This is a genomic window from Jatrophihabitans lederbergiae, assembly GCF_031845305.1.
GTDB lineage: Bacteria > Actinomycetota > Actinomycetes > Mycobacteriales > Jatrophihabitantaceae > Jatrophihabitans_A > Jatrophihabitans_A lederbergiae.
On the sequence record NZ_JAVREH010000029.1, the window covers coordinates 12,111 to 26,989 of the forward strand.

General features: G+C 69.7%; 13 protein-coding genes and 1 tRNA gene. 7 read left to right on the forward strand and 7 right to left on the reverse strand.

Translation table 11 applies throughout. The features are described from left to right. The first annotated feature begins 208 nt into the window (after positions 1–208). Positions 209–1,228, forward strand: coding sequence for a 4-(cytidine 5'-diphospho)-2-C-methyl-D-erythritol kinase (locus RM423_RS17175; protein ID WP_311424271.1), 1,020 nt, complete (start codon positions 209–211; stop codon positions 1,226–1,228). After that, a complete protein-coding gene (locus tag RM423_RS17180) occupies positions 1,228–2,997 on the forward strand; it encodes an ABC-F family ATP-binding cassette domain-containing protein (RefSeq protein WP_311424272.1) in 1,770 nt (589 codons plus the stop codon). The genes RM423_RS17175 and RM423_RS17180 overlap by 1 nt, the downstream gene beginning before the upstream one ends. Positions 2,998–3,043: 46 nt before the next feature. Here RM423_RS17180 and RM423_RS17185 read toward each other — a convergent pair whose 3' ends face one another. Further along, a complete protein-coding gene (locus RM423_RS17185; protein ID WP_396327762.1) occupies positions 3,044–3,682 on the reverse strand; it encodes a TetR family transcriptional regulator in 639 nt (212 codons plus the stop codon). 35 nt (positions 3,683–3,717) lie between these two features. Then, complete coding sequence (locus RM423_RS17190) at positions 3,718–4,155, reverse strand: Lrp/AsnC family transcriptional regulator (protein ID WP_311424274.1); 438 nt, start codon at positions 4,153–4,155, stop codon at positions 3,718–3,720. A 120-nt stretch (positions 4,156–4,275) separates the two neighbouring features. On the opposite strand from RM423_RS17190, the gene RM423_RS17195 reads away from it, so the two are divergent. Then, positions 4,276–5,193 carry a tryptophan 2,3-dioxygenase gene (locus RM423_RS17195; RefSeq protein ID WP_311424275.1) on the forward strand — a complete coding sequence of 306 codons (918 nt, stop codon included), beginning with the start codon at positions 4,276–4,278 and terminating at the stop codon, positions 5,191–5,193. Beyond that, positions 5,183–6,472, forward strand: coding sequence for a kynureninase (gene kynU / locus RM423_RS17200; RefSeq protein ID WP_311424276.1), 1,290 nt, complete (start codon positions 5,183–5,185; stop codon positions 6,470–6,472). Before RM423_RS17195 ends, kynU begins: the two co-directional genes overlap by 11 nt. A 55-nt stretch (positions 6,473–6,527) precedes the next feature. On the opposite strand, the gene RM423_RS17205 is transcribed toward kynU, so the two are convergent. Beyond that, a complete protein-coding gene (locus tag RM423_RS17205; protein WP_396327764.1) occupies positions 6,528–7,445 on the reverse strand; it encodes an acyl-CoA desaturase in 918 nt (305 codons plus the stop codon). Positions 7,446–7,718: 273 nt separating this feature from the next. Between RM423_RS17205 and RM423_RS17210 the strand changes: the two genes are divergently transcribed. From RM423_RS17210 to RM423_RS17220, 3 genes are all read left to right on the forward strand, one after another. Continuing rightward, positions 7,719–7,791: transfer RNA gene (locus RM423_RS17210), tRNA-Gln, on the forward strand. 106 nt (positions 7,792–7,897) lie between these two features. Next, positions 7,898–9,445 (forward strand): bifunctional UDP-N-acetylglucosamine diphosphorylase/glucosamine-1-phosphate N-acetyltransferase GlmU, encoded by a 1,548-nt coding sequence (glmU, locus tag RM423_RS17215; protein ID WP_311424278.1) that lies wholly within the window; start codon positions 7,898–7,900, stop codon positions 9,443–9,445. Continuing rightward, positions 9,442–10,422, forward strand: coding sequence for a ribose-phosphate diphosphokinase (locus RM423_RS17220; protein ID WP_311424279.1), 981 nt, complete (start codon positions 9,442–9,444; stop codon positions 10,420–10,422). Before glmU ends, RM423_RS17220 begins: the two co-directional genes overlap by 4 nt. 22 nt (positions 10,423–10,444) lie before the next feature. Here RM423_RS17220 and rsmA read toward each other — a convergent pair whose 3' ends face one another. The 4 genes from rsmA to RM423_RS17240 all read right to left on the reverse strand — a co-directional run bounded on the left by rsmA (position 10,445) and on the right by RM423_RS17240 (position 14,872). Next, positions 10,445–11,302, reverse strand: coding sequence for a 16S rRNA (adenine(1518)-N(6)/adenine(1519)-N(6))-dimethyltransferase RsmA (rsmA, locus tag RM423_RS17225; protein ID WP_311424280.1), 858 nt, complete (start codon positions 11,300–11,302; stop codon positions 10,445–10,447). A 23-nt stretch (positions 11,303–11,325) separates the two neighbouring features. Further along, on the reverse strand, positions 11,326–12,492 hold the full coding sequence (locus RM423_RS17230) for an aggregation-promoting factor C-terminal-like domain-containing protein (RefSeq protein ID WP_311424281.1): 1,167 nt from the start codon (positions 12,490–12,492) through the stop codon (positions 11,326–11,328). Between the two features lie 113 nt (positions 12,493–12,605). Beyond that, complete coding sequence (locus tag RM423_RS17235) at positions 12,606–13,892, reverse strand: transglycosylase family protein (protein ID WP_311424282.1); 1,287 nt, start codon at positions 13,890–13,892, stop codon at positions 12,606–12,608. A gap of 134 nt (positions 13,893–14,026) precedes the next feature. Beyond that, entirely contained in the window at positions 14,027–14,872 is an 846-nt protein-coding gene (locus RM423_RS17240; RefSeq protein WP_311424283.1) for a TatD family hydrolase, read from the reverse strand. Positions 14,873–14,879: the final 7 nt, after the last annotated feature.

The window sequence follows — 14,879 nt, forward strand, 5'->3', positions numbered from 1 at the left end:
ATGCAGCTCCTGATGTGACTTGCGACCATACAGCGATCCCCACTGCGCGTCCGTGACCCGCGTAGCACGACGTCCCGGTCAGGGTTCCCCAGCGACACAAGCTCAGTGACACAACTCAGTGACACAACTTTCTAGTGCCAAATAGCGCTGCGAGATCGTGCCATCTACCGCCGCGAGTCACAGCCGGCGGACCACTACGCTCACAGAAGTGTCGGAAACTCAGCGCATGGTCACGGTTCGGGTTCCGGCCAAGATCAATCTGCTGCTCGCCGTGGGGCCGCGCCGCCCGGACGGTTTTCACGAGCTGAGCACCGTCTTCTGCGCCGTCGGGCTGTACGACACCGTCACCGCATCACCAGCCACCGACCTGAGCGTGCGGCTGACCGGACCCGAGAGTGCCGGCCTCCCCGCGGACGCACGCAATCTCGCCTGGCGAGCCGCGGTGCTGCTGGCCGAACACGTCGGCATCGAGCCGCGAGTCCGGCTGTCGATCGACAAGGCCATCCCCGTCGCCGCCGGCCTGGCCGGTGGTTCGGCGGACGCCGCCGCGACGCTGCTGGCCTGTGCGCGGCTGTGGAACCTCACCGTCGAACCCGCCGCCCGGGACGCGCTGGCCGCCGAGCTGGGCAGCGATGTCAGCTTCGCGCTGCACGGCGGGTGCGCCCTCGGCACCGGTCGCGGCGAGCGGTTGCGTCCGGTCCCGGCGACGGCCGCGTCCTCCTGGGTGCTCGCGGCGGCATCGGGCGGCCTGTCCACGCCCCAGGTCTACGCCGAGCTCGACCGGCAGCGCGCGGCCGGCACCGGCTCACCGGCGGTCGGGGGTCCGGAGCCGGTGATCGCCGCCCTCGGCTCCGGCGATCCGCACCTGCTCGCCGACCGGCTGGGCAACGACCTGGAGCCGGCCGCGCTGGCGCTCGCTCCCTACCTCGGTGCAACCCTGGCCGCCGGCCGCAGGCTCGGGGCCCTCGGCGGCCTCGTGTCCGGCTCCGGTCCGACCTGTGCCTTTCTCGCGCCCGACGGCGAGGCGGCTGAGCGGCTGGCCCAGGGCCTGCTCGCCAGCGGCACCTGCCGGTTCGCCCGAGCGGTGGTCGGTGGCGCGGCGCGGCCGAAACTCACTGTCCGGTCGAATCAATCACCTGACGCACCACTTATCCCTGCCGCCGACCGCACGGCGGATCTCCCCGCCACCCACGTGGCGAATACCCTGAAAGCCGACGGAAAGTCCTGATGGCCAATCTCATCAACCTCGAAAACGTCTCGAAGAGCTACGGAACCACCAACGTCCTGGACAGCGTGTCGCTGGGCATCGGGGACTCCGACAAGATCGGGGTGGTCGGGCGGAACGGTGGCGGCAAGTCGACCCTGCTGCGGATGATCACCGGAGCCGAGGCGCCGGACGCCGGACGGGCGACCCGCACCGGCGGCCTGCGGATCGCCACGGTCGACCAGGCAGGGGTGCTGAAGGCCGGTGCCACGGTGCGCGACCTCGTCATCGGCGACGCGGCCGAGCACGTCTGGGCCGGCGATGCCGCGATCCGGGACGTGCTGACCGGGCTGGGGCTTGCCGCGCTCGGGCTCGAAACCGTCGTCGACCGGATGTCGGGAGGCGAGCGCCGGCGAGTGTCGCTTGCGGTCGCCCTGGTCACCGACGCCGACCTGCTGGTGCTCGACGAGCCCACCAACCACCTCGACATCGAGGGCGTCACCTGGCTGGCGGAGTACCTCAGCCGACGCCGCGGCGCGCTGCTCACCGTGACCCACGACCGGTGGTTCCTCGACGCGGTCTGCACCCGGACCTGGGAGGTCATCGACTCCGGTGTGCGCGCCTTCGACGGTGGCTACGCCGCGTACGTGCTCGCCCGCGCCGAGCGCGACCGCCAGGCCAACGCCAGCGAGGCGCGCCGGCAGAACCTGATGCGCAAGGAGCTCGCGTGGCTGCGGCGGGGCGCTCCGGCGCGCACCTCCAAGCCCCGGTTCCGGATCGACGCCGCGGAGGCCCTGATCGCCGATGTCCCACCGGTGCGCAGCTCGGTGGAGCTGCGGGCGCTGTCGGCCAAGCGGCTCGGACGCACCGTCTATGACGTCGAGGACGTGGACCTGTCCGTCGGTGCGGACGGTGAGCGGCGGCAGCTGTTCTCCGACGCGACCTGGCACGTCGGCCCCGGTGACCGGATCGGCGTGATCGGGGTCAACGGCTCCGGCAAGACGCACCTGCTGCGGCTGCTCGCCGGGGAGCTGCAGCCCGACGCCGGCAAGGTGGTGATCGGCCAGACCGTCCACGTTGGGTACCTGTCGCAGAACGTCACCGAGCTCCCCGTCAACCTCCGGGTCATCGAGGCGGTGACCGAGGTTCGCAGTACCGCGGTCATCGGCGGGGTGGAGCAGTCGGCCACCCAGCTGGCGGAGCGGTTCGGCTTCGCGAACGAGCGCCAGTGGACGCCGGTGAGCGACCTGTCCGGTGGCGAGCGGCGCCGGCTGCAGTTGCTGCGGCTGCTGCTGACCCAACCCAACGTCCTGCTGCTGGACGAGCCGACCAACGACCTGGACACCGACACCCTCGCCGAGCTGGAGGACCTGCTCGACTCGTGGCCCGGAACGCTGGTGGTGGTGAGCCACGACCGGTACCTGGTGGAACGGATCTGCGACTCGACCGTCGCCCTGCTCGGGGACGGCTCCATCGCCGCGCTGCCGGGTGGGATCGATGAGTACCTGCAGCGCCGGGCTGCCGAGCTGCGGGCCGCGAAGCCGGCTCCGGCGCTGGGCAGCGACGCCAAGCCGGGACGCAAGAGCGATCCGCGCGCCGCCCGCAAGGAGATGTCCCGGCTCGAGCGCGAGATCTCCCGCCTGGACAAGCGCGAGGCCCAGCTGCACGACGCGCTCGCGAAGAACGCGACGGACTACACCAAGATCAGCGAACTGGACGCCGAGCTGCGCATGCTGCTGGCGGCGAAGGAGGCGGCCGAGCAGAACTGGCTGGAGCTGTCGGAGGAGGTGTGACAACTCCTCCGACAAGGTGTGACAGCTCCCGGGAGAGATGCGCCGCTCACGACCCGAGTTCGAGGGTGGGCTCGGCGACCAGACCGCGCAGCCCGTTCCACCCGAGGTTGACCAGGTGCGCGGCGACCTCCTCGCGGCTGGGCTGGCGTACCTCGAGCCACCACTGCCCGGTCAGCGCCACCATTCCCACCAGCATCTGGGAGTACATGCCGGCGAGGTCGGCGTTGAAGTGCCGGGCGCTGAACTCCTGCCGCAGGACGTACTCGACCTGGCTGGCGATGTCGTTGAGCAAGGATGAGAAGGTGCCGGTGCTGGTGGCCACCGGCGAGTCGCGCACCAGGATCCGGAAGCCGTCCGTCTCTTCCTCGATGTAGGTGAGCAGCGCGAGGGTGGCCTGCTCGACCAGCGCGCGCGGGTTGTTCCCGGTCAGGGCAGAGATGACGGCATCGAGCAGGCTGCGCATCGCCCGGTCCACCACCACGGCGTACAGCCCCTCCTTGCCGCCGAAGTGCTCGTACACGACCGGTTTGCTGACACCGGCCCGCGCCGCGACCTCTTCGATGGAGGTCACCTCGAAGCCCTTCTCCGCGAAGAGCGCCCGCCCGACGTCCAGCAGTTGCTCGCGGCGTTCCTTGCCGGTCATCCGGACCCGGGGCCTGGCTTCGCTGTCGGTCACTCCAAGCATTGTTCCAGCACGGCGATATTCTTCCGGCACGGCGATCACCGCAACGGCCGCACCGGCTTCCAGGGCAGCGGGCTGGACAGCACCAGTGACGAGGTCGGCTTGCCGTAGCGGGCCAGCCGGTCGATCAGGTCCTGGAACTGCGCCATGTCCGCGACCGCGATCTTCAGCACGGTGCAGGCGTCGCCGGTGACCCGGTGCACTTCCAGAACCTCCGGCCAGTCATGGACGCTCGGGTCCTTGAGGATGCACTTGGCCCCGTAGCAGTCGAGCTGAACGAACGCCTGGACTCCCCTGCCGAGCGCCGCCGGGTCGACCCGAGCCTGGTACGCCTGGATCACGCCGGTGTCGGTCAACCGGCGGATGCGCTCGGCCACGGCCGGTGCGGACAGGTTCACCCGCCGCGAGATCTCGTTCTGCGACAGCCGGGCGTCCTGCTGCAGTTCGGCGAGAATCCGCCAGTCGGTTCCGTCCACGGTCAGACCTTACGTCCATAAAGCGCTTGTGTCATAACGCCTTGCGCCCACCAAGCCGATGAGCGCGTGCTGGTGGTGGGCGCGATTCCCTGCGAACCCCGCCGTTGCGATCATTGAGCCATGACCGCCGCCCCGCTGAGCGCACCCCGCACCAATCCCGCTGACGACTCCGACGCTCCCGACCTCGCCCCCGGCGGACGCACGCCCTACGTCGAGTACACCGACTCCGACGTGCTCACCGAGTTGATCCACCCGGTCACCGCAGAGCCCCTCGAGGTCACCTTCATCGTGGCGACCCAGATCATGGAGCTGCACTTCAACCTGCTGCTGCACGAGTGGCAGCTGGCTCTGGCACGGCTGGCCGAGGACGATCTCGACGAGGCGCTGGCCGCGCTGCGACGCTCCGTCGTGACGCAGGATTGCCTTATCAGGTCGTGGGATCTGCTGTCGGTCATGTCGGCGGTGCAGTACAACCGGTTCCGCGAATCGCTCGGTAAGGCGTCGGGTTTCCAGTCCTTCAGCTACCGCCAGATGGAGTTCCTCATCGGTGCCAAGAACCAGCGGATGCTCAGCCCGCACGCGGGGATGCCAGCCGTGCACGCCCGGCTGCAGGCGGCCTACGACGGGCCGTCGATCTATGACGCGGCGCTGGCGTTCCTCGCTCGGCGCGGGCTGCCCGTGCCGGCCGAGGTGCTCGCACGCGACGTGCGTGAGCCGTGGACGGAGCCGCACGCCGGCGTCGTCGAGGCCTGGCGGCTGGTGTACGAACGGTCGGACAACCGCTCGGAGGGACGCTCCGACAGCCGCTCGAACGGCCGCTGCGAAGATAGTGACGCCGCGCGGCTGGCTACGCTGGCGGACGTGCTGACCGCCATCGCCGAGCGGCACTCCAGCTGGCGGTTCACGCACTACCTGTCGGTGCGCCGGATCCTCGGGGCCAAGCCGGGCACCGGCGGCTCCGCTGGCCTGGCATGGCTCAAGCGCACCGTGGACGTGCCGGTGTTCGTCGACCTCTGGGAGGTTCGCAATGTCCTCTGACGCGCTGACCGACGTCGCGCTCCCGGCCCCGTCCCGGGCCGACGCCGAGGCGGCCGACCGCGCGGACCTGCTGGCCCCCGTACTGCAAAGGTTCCAGCTGCCGGCGGGTGTGATCTACCTCGACGGCAACTCCCTCGGCGCGGCGCCGGTCGCGGTGACCCCGCTGATCGAGGACGTCATCACCCGCCAGTGGGGCCAGGACCTCATCACCTCGTGGAACGTCAACGGCTGGTGGGAGCTGCCCGCCCGGCTGGGCGACGAGGTCGGCGCGCTCATCGGGGCGGCGGCCGGCCAGGTGGTGTGCGGCGACTCCACGTCCGTCCAGCTCTTCCAGGCCCTCGTCGCGGCCTGCCGGTTGCGGCCGGGCCGGACGGTGATCCTCACCGACGGCGCGAACTTTCCCACCGACCAGTACATCGCCGACTCGGTCGGTCGGCTGCTCGGGCTGCAGGTGATCCGGTGCCCGCCCTCCGAGCTTGCCGAGCACCTGGACGAGCGGGTCGCGGTGGCGTCGTTCTCACTGGTCGACTACCGCACCGGGGAGCTGTTCGACGCCGCCACTGTCACCAACGCCGTCCATCAGGCCGGCGCCCTGATGCTGTGGGACCTGTGCCACGCGGCCGGCGCCCTGCCGGTGCACCTGGACGCGATCGAGGCCGACTTCGCGGTGGGCTGCACGTACAAGTACCTCAATGGCGGTCCCGGCGCACCGGCCTACATCTACCTCGCGCAACGGCACCAGGCCCGGGCCGAGCTGCCGCTCACCGGCTGGAACGGGCACCGGACCCCGTTCGCGCTGGACCAGGATTACCAGCCGGCCGAGTCGATCGAACAGGCCCGGATCGGGACGCCGCCGCTGCTCTCGCTCGCCGCGCTGGGCGCCGGGCTGGCGGTCTTCGCCGAACCAGAACTCTGCAGCGGCTTGACCAGCGGCCTCGACAGCATCCGCGCCAAGTCCCTGGCCCTCACCGACCTGGCGATCGCCTTCGCCGATTCGGAATTGGCCGCGCTCGGCGTCGAGGTCGTCACGCCGCGGTCTCACGAGCGGCGCGGGTCCCAGCTGTCGCTGCGGATGGAGCACGCCTACGAGGTGTGCCAGGCGCTGATCGGCCGTGGCGTGATCGGGGACTTCCGGGCTCCCGACCTGCTTCGGCTGGGCTTCACGCCGCTCTACCTCCGCCACGTCGACGTGCACGACGCGATGACGGTGCTCGCCGACGTGCTGGCGTCCAAGAGTTACCTCGATCCGGCTTACGCACGGCGCGCGGCGGTCACCTGAGCAGTCCTGACGACGAGCTCGGGCTGCTCAGCTCAGACGAGCTCAGGTGATCAGCTCAGACGGCGGCGCGCTCGACGGCCCGGCGGGCGGCCAGCTTGTCGAAGCGCTCCCGCTTGGGCCAGCGGACGTCGGTGGCCCAGCCCAGCTTCTCGAACAGCCAGATCGTGCGGGCCGAAATGTCGAGCTGCCCGCGGTCCACGCCGTGCCGGGCGCAGGTCGGGTCGGCGTGGTGGCTGTTGTGCCAGGACTCCCCCATGCTGAGGATCGCCAGCGGCCAGAAGTTGGCTGACCGGTCCCGCGAGGCGTAGGGGCGCTCGCCGATCAGGTGGCAGACCGAGTTGATCGACCAGGTGACGTGGTGCAGCACGCACACCCGGACGAGAGAGGCCCAGAAAAAGGCGGTCAGCGCCCCGGCCCACGACCAGCTGGCCAGGCCACCGATGGCGGCCGGGCCGAGCAGCGTACAGGCGATCCAGAGCGGGAACAGCCTGTCGATCCGCCTCAGGTCCGGATCCGCCAGCAGGTCCGGGGCGTACTTCTCCTGATTGGTGCGCTCGGGGTCGAAGAACCACCCGACGTGGGCGAACCAGAACCCCTTCGTCAGGCCGCCGAGAGTGTTGCCGAAGCGCCACGGGGAGTGCGGGTCGCCCTCGCGGTCGGAGAAGGCATGGTGGCGGCGGTGGTCGGCGACCCAGCGGATGACGGGGCCCTCGATGGCCATCGAGCCCGCGATGGCGAGCGCGATCTTCAGCCCCCGGTTGGCCTTGAACGAGCCGTGGGTGAAGAAACGATGGAAGCCGACGGTGATTCCCAGGCTGGACACCAGGTACCAGGCGACCATCAGGATGACGTCGGTCCAGCCGATTCCCCAGCCCCAGGCCAGGGGGACCGCCACGATCGTGGCGGCGAAGGGCACCAGCACGAAGATGTACAGCGCGACCTGCTCGCCGCCAGGCTTGCGGCCGGAGTACATCGGCTTGCCGGCCGGCTGGGCCGACTGCAGGGTGGACACGGCGGTCGGATCGGCGCTCGGAGGCTGGCCAAGGATGGTCATGAAGGCTCCTCGAAGGTATTGGAAGGACCGATTCGACGACCGTTTTATCGCGTCGGCCAAGGGCACGCTCGGTCTACCTACGGCAGCGTAACTTACCCCTGCGTAGCCCCGGGTTGCACTCCGTTCAACCGGCGTGGTGAGTAAGCTGTCGCGGTCGAGTGCGCTCGCGCCTGCTGGCGTCGCTGCGTGCGGTGGGAGATGGGGTAATCGGCAGCCCGCCGGCCTTTGGAGCCGTGCAGTCTCGGTTCGAGTCCGAGTCTCCCAGCTCAGTTGTGGACGCCCGATCGGCTCAGCAGCGGACGCCCGATCGGCTCAGCGGCGCACACCGTTCTGCGGTCAGCGCGAAGTCCGGGCTCGGATAGGCTCGCGTCGTGAACGTTGAGGACGCCCGAGCCACGGGCACCCCTGTCACGGTCATCGTCCTGGCTGCCGGTGAAGGCACCCGAATGAGATCCGCGGCGCTGCCGAAAACCCTGCACTCCTTCGCCGGGCGCTCACTGCTCGGCCACGTCGTCGCCGCGACCTCCGAGCTCGGCGCCACGACGACGGCCGTGGTGGTGGGACACCGGCGGGAGCAGGTCGTACAACACCTCGCCGCCATCGTGCCCGAAGCTGTCCCGGTGGTCCAGGATCAGCAGCTCGGCACCGGTCACGCCGTCCGGGTGGCCCTGGAGCAGCTAGCGGCGCGCGGACCGGCGGTCGAGGGCACCGTGCTGGTCGTTCCCGGCGACGCCCCGTTGCTGACGGCCGGCACCCTGGCGGACCTGCTCGCCGAGCACCGCGCTCAGCAGGCGGCCGCCACCATGCTGACCAGCGTTGTCCCCGACCCCACCGGCTACGGCCGGATACTGCGTGCCGGCGACGACACCGTCCTTGGCGTCGTCGAACACGCCGACGCGAGCCCGGAGCAGCGCGAGATCCGCGAGGTCTCCGCACTGGTGTACGCCTTCGACGCGGCATTGCTGCGCGCGGCCGTCACCGAACTGAGCACCGACAACGCCCAGGGCGAGGAGTATCTGCCCGAGGTTCTCAGCATCTTCCTGCGGCAGGGCCGGACCGTCCGTGCGTTGCTGGCACCCGCGACGGAGATCGCGGGCGTGAACGACCGGGTGCAGCTTGCCGCCGCGCACCGGGCGTACAACGACCGGCTGCTCGACCAGCACATGCGCAACGGCGTCACGGTGATCGATCCGGCCACCACCTGGGTCGACGCCGACGTGGTACTCGCCGCCGATGCCGTCCTGCGACCGAACGTCCAGCTGCACGGCAGCACCCGGATCGACGCGGACGCGGTGATCGGCCCCGACTCCACGCTGACCGACACCGTTGTCGGCGCCGGCAGCAGCCTGGAGCGGACGGTGGCCAGACAGTCCAGCATCGGCGCCGGGGCCACCATCGGGCCGTTCGCGTACCTGCGTCCCGGGACCGTGCTGGCAGACCAGGTGCACATCGGAACGTACGTCGAGATCAAGGGGTCCGACATCGGGCTGGGCACCAAGGTTCCGCACCTGAGCTATGTCGGCGACGCCAGCATCGGTGAGCACACCAACATCGGCGCGGCGACGGTGTTCGTCAACTACGACGGCGTGCACAAGCACCGGTCCACCGTCGGCAACCATGTCCGAACCGGTGCCGACAACATGTTCGTCGCCCCGGTGCACGTCGGCGACGGCGCCTACACCGCGGCCGGCACCGTCGTCACCAACGACGTGCCGCCCGGGGCGCTGGGCGTCGGCCGCGGACGCCAGCGCAACGTGACAGGGTGGGTGCGGCGTCGCCGGGCGGGGACCGAGGCCGACCTCGCGGCACAAGCGGCGCTGGCCGCCACGGGGGGCACGGGGGCCGCTGATTCAGCGGGCACGGAGCACGAGCAGCACGACCCCTCCGGACGCAGCACAACTGGGAGCACCGAAGTATGAGCAATTTGCAGTTGGCCGGACGCAAGAGCCTGACGCTCTTCTCCGGGCGCGCCTTTCCCGAGCTGGCGGAGGAGATCGCCGGCCACCTCGGCGGGACGGTGATGCCGATGACGGCCCGGGACTTCGCCAACGGCGAGATCTTCGTCCGGCCCGAGGAATCGGTTCGCGGCTCCGACGCGTTCGTCATCCAGTCCCACACCACCCCCATCAACAAGTGGGTGATGGAGACGCTGATCCTGGTGGACGCGCTGAAGCGGGCATCGGCCAAGCGGATCACCGTGGTCGCGCCGTTCTATCCGTACTCGCGGCAGGACAAGAAGCACCGCGGTCGCGAGCCGATCTCGGCCCGGCTGATGGCCGACCTGCTCAAGACCGCGGGCGCGGACCGGATCATGTCGATCGACCTGCACACCGCCCAGATCCAGGGCTTCTTCGATGGTCCGGTGGACCACCTGTTCGCGATGCCGCTGCTGGCCGCGTACGTGGCCAAGACCTACGCCGGCGAAGAGATCACGGTGGTCTCGCCGGACACCGGCCGGGTTCGGGCGGCGGAGCAGTGGGCGGACCGGATCGGGGGCGCGCCGATCGCCTTCATCCACAAGTCGCGGGACCTCAACGTGGCCAACCACGTCGTCGCCAAGCGGGTCGTCGGTGATGTCGCGGGCCGGTTGTGCATCTTGGCCGACGACATGATCGACACCGGTGACAGCATCGTCAAGGCCGCCGACCTGCTGTACGAGGCGGGCGCGTCCGACGTGATCATCGCCGCCACCCACGGCATCTTCTCCGAGCCGGCGGCGGAGCGGTTGAAGAACTCCCGGGCCCGCGAGGTGATCATCACCAACACCCTGCCGATCCGGCCGGAGCAGCAGTTCGACAAGCTGACGGTCATCTCGATCGCCCCGATGATCGCGCGGGCCATCCGGGAAGTATTCGAGGACGGCTCCGTCACCAGCCTGTTCGACGGCCGCAGCTAACCGGCCATTCTTCAGCCGCTCGCTACCGCCGGGCAGCCGCGATCCGGGCGAAGGCGTTGATGTCCACCGTCTCGCCCCGCGCCGTCGGGTCCACGCCCGCGGCAATCAGCGCGGCTTCGGCGGCGGCACCGGAACCGGCCCAGCCGGCCAGTGCCGAGCGCAGCATCTTGCGCCGCTGGGCGAAGGCGGTGTCGATCACGCGGAAAACCTCGTCCCGGCCGGCCGTCGTATCCGGCGGTGCCGTCCGGAAAAAGCGCACCAGGCCCGACTCGACGTTGGGCACCGGCCAGAACACCGACCGCGGCACCACGCCGACGCGCTGGGCGGAGCCGTACCAGGCCAGCTTGGCGCTGGGCACCCCGTACACCTTGGACCCGGGTGGTGCGGCCAGCCGGTCGGCCACCTCCAGCTGCACCAGCACCAGTCCGTGCCGGATGCTCGGCAGCGCCGCGAGCAGGTTTAGCAGCACCGGCACCGACACGTTGTACGGCAGGTTCGCGACCAGGGCGGTGGGCTGCGGATCGGCGAGCTCGCGGATGGCCAGGGCGTCTGCCTGGACGACGGTGAGCCGGCCGGCCAGCTCGGGAACCACCCGCTCGACGGTTCGGGGCAGCTCGTCAGCCAGCCGGGCATCGATCTCCACGGCCGTCAGATGGCTGCTGGCTGCCAGCAGGCCCAGGCTCAGGCTTCCGAGTCCGGGGCCGACCTCGAGGACGACGTCATCGGCGGTGAGCTCGGCGGCGCGCACGATCCGCCGGATGGTGTTCGGGTCGTGCACAAAGTTCTGGCCGAGCGTCTTGGTGGGACGGATCCCCAGACGCTCGGCCAGCTCTCGAACTTGGACCGGTCCCAGCAACTCGCTTGCAGCACCGTCTGTCATGGGTGCGAGTCTGTCAGAGCCCATCAGTACCAGTCGGTGGCCTGCGAGTGGCCCCACGCGGCGCACGGGGTTCCGTACACGCCGGCGATGTAGTCCAGGCCCCAGCTGATCTGGGTGGTGGCACTGGTCTGCCAGTCCGCGCCGGCGCTCGACATCTTGCTGCCGGGCAGTGCCTGCGGAATGCCGTACGCGCCGGACGGGTTGGCCGCGTCCGTCCGCCAGCCGCTCTCTTTGGTCCACAGGCTGACCAGGCACGAGAACTGGTCGCCGCCCCAGCCGCGAGCGCTCACCATGCCGGCCGCGATCTGCTGAGGGTCACCGGACGGTGCAGGTGCAGGTGCCGGTGCAGGTGCAGGTGCCGGAAGTTCCTTGGTGCCGAACGTGGTGACCTGGTCGACCGGCGCGCGTAGCACCGTCCGGCCCTTGACGACCTTGCCCGCGAGCTTGCCGTCGATGTAGAGCAGCTGGTACGTGACCCGCTCGACGCCGGTGCTGCCCTGGCTGAGGACCGAGCTCGTGCCCTTGAGGGTGTTCGGGTCCTGCTGGCGCACCGAGTTGAACGGCAGGCTCACCTGCTCGAGCTGCTGGGCGTACTTCACGCGCTTGATGGTGATGACCTCGTTGGCACGCAGGACGCTGGTGCTCGCGACCGACATCCGGTCGGTCGGGGACAGCGACACGTGCGCCTCGACCAGCGCCTGGCGGACCGTCGGGCCCAGGCTGGACACCTTCACCGACTTGCCGTCGACCTTGAAGGTGACCGGCTTCGGCGAGGTGATCGACAGCTTCGTGGCTCCGGTGTCGAGCCGCTTGGAACGCGACACCGATACCAGGTTCTCGGTGCCGAACCCGAGCTGCTTCAGAGCCTCGTCCACCGAGTCGGCGTTGACCCACAGGTTGCGGGCGTGACCGTCGACGGTGAGGTTCAACAGGTGGCCCCGATTGAGAACGATCTGGCTGCCGTCCTTGATCGAGGACGCCAGGTCGGGAGCGACCAGGTCGTGCTCCCCCACCGCGACATGAGCGGCCGCGAGAACCCCGCGGACGTCATGCGCGCTGGTGTGGACCTGCCGCTCCTGGCCGTCGACCCGCAGGCCGACGGACTTGCCGCCGGTCGCCCAGGCGGCGGTTCCGCCGAGCAACCCTGCGAGCACCAGGCCGTACAGGCCGAACTTGGCACTGCGATGCAAAACAAACTCCTCAGAAATCTACTGCCGGACGCCGATAGGACGACCGGGTCATCGGGCGTAGCTCAGCACAATGCCGGGTCACAACAAGGTCACGACCCGGCATCGAACGGAACCTACAGGCGCTGTCCGCAGACAGGCCAGGGGCTGGAGCCCCGTGCGTTGTACAGCGTGGTGGCCACCGCGATCTGCGCTTCCCGGGAGGCCAGGTCGGGCCGGCTGGCGTACGCGCCGCCGCCGTTGGACATCCAGGTACCGATGTCGAACTGCAGGCCACCGTAGAAGCCGTTGCCGGTGTTGATGGCCCAGTTGCCACCGGACTCACATGCGGCGACGGCGTCCCAGTTGAGCCCACCGGTCGGAGCCGGCGGGGTGGGGGCCGTCTGGGTGGGAGCCGGACTCGGCGACGTGACCGGTGCGGGAGCGGGACTCGGCGACGTGACCGGTGCGGGAGCGGGACTCGGCGACGTGACCGGTGCAGGAGCGGGAGCCGGTGCCGTAACCGGTGCGGGAGCGGGAGCGGGTGCCGGTGCCGGTGCCGGTGCCGGTGGTATGACCTTTACCGGTGCCGGCGGGACCGGCTTCTGCTTGGTACCGACGCCGCGGATCTCGGTCGTCGGCTGGACAACCATCGCCGATCCCTGCAGCGTCTTGCTGGTGAGCTTGCCGTCGACGTAGGTGAGCCGGTAGGTCAGCCGCTTCTGGCCGGCCTTGCCGTTGGCCACCACATTGCGGTTGCCCACGTACGTGTTGGCGTCGGGCCGGTCCACCGTCGGGTACGGAACCGCGACCATGCTCACGGCGGAGCGGTAGCGGACCCGCGCGATCCGGATGACCTGGTTGTTCTTCACCGCGCTCGTCGCCGGAACCGACACCCGATCGGTCGGGGCGAGGAAGATCATGGCGTTGCCGATGGCGTCACGAACGGTACGCCCGGAACTCAGCACGGTCAGCGCCCGGCCGTCCACCTGGAACGTCACCCGCTTGGGCGAGGCGATGGACAGGCTCGTGGCGTCCTTCACCAGCCGCATCGAGCGGGAAACCGACACCAGATTGTTGGCGCCGTAGCCGAGTTGGCTCAGCGCCTCGTCGACGGAATCCGCGTTGACCCACACATCACGGGCGCGGCCGTCGACGGTGAGATGCAACAGCCGACCGCGGCGGAGCACGATCTCGCTGTTGTCCGAGATACCGGAGTTGAGATCGGGAGCGACGAGGTCGTGGCTTCCCACCGTGACGCCGGCCGCGGCCAGTGCGTCGTGGACATTTTTGGCTGTGGTGTGGACCTGCTGCCCCTGCCCGTCGATCCGCAGTTGGATCGACTTCGCGGCCGGCGCGGTGGCCCAGCTGGCTGTTCCGCCAAGAACTCCCGCGATGACCAGGCCGTACAGGCCGTACTTCACGCTGCGACGCAAGAAAAAACCCCTAGATCGTTGTGGGCCCGTCGGCCTTTCGCGTTCTGCTCGGTCTCAGCACCGTAACGGCCGAGCTGGCGGAGTTCCAAACTTGACCCGGCAACGACTCACACGGAAAGTACCTAGAGGCCGAAAAAACGGCGTCCAGTGGCCGAAATGGTGGCGCAGACCACGGATTCGTCGACTTTCTTGAGCTCGGCGAGCAGCCGTACCACGAGCGGAATAAGGTACGGCGCGTTCGGGCGTCCGCGGTAGGGATGCGCGGTCAGGAACGGGGCGTCCGTCTCCACCAGCACATGCTCGAGCGGAATGCTTCGCGCGGCCTCCCGCAGCCCCGGCGCGTTCTTGAACGTCAGCACCCCGGGAAAGGACAGCAGGTACCCGGCGTCCACGCACTCCCGCGCCATCCCGGCATCACCGGAGAAGGCGTGGAAGACCACTCCGGCATCCGGAGCGCCCTCTTCTCTCAGTATTCGCAGCACATCCGCGTGCGCGTCGCGGTCGTGGATCATCAGCGGCTTGCCCACTCGCTTGGACAGTTCGATGTGCCGGCGGAAGTGCTGCTGCTGCTCGGCCGGGGTCGTCCGGTCCCAGTAGTAGTCCAGCCCCGTCTCGCCCACCGCGACCACCCGGGGATGGGCCAGCAGCCGCTCCAGCTCGGTGTAGTGGTCCTCGGTCAGCCCGCGGACGGCGGTCGGGTGCACGGCCAGCGCGGCCAGGACATCGGGGTGCCCGGTGGAGGCCAGGGCGGCCTGCCACTCCCCCACCTCGCACCCGACATTGATGGCCTTCGTCACACCGACCGCCGAGGCCTGCGCCATGGCGTCGTCAATGTACTCCGGAGAGGCCGCGGTCCCCGGCTCGCTGAACCCAGCCCGCGAGGACATCGAGTCGAAGTGGCAGTGCGAATCGAAGACGGTGCCCGCGAGCGGCTCGGGCAGCGGAGGCGGCGTGTCGTCCCTGGCCATCAGGCCG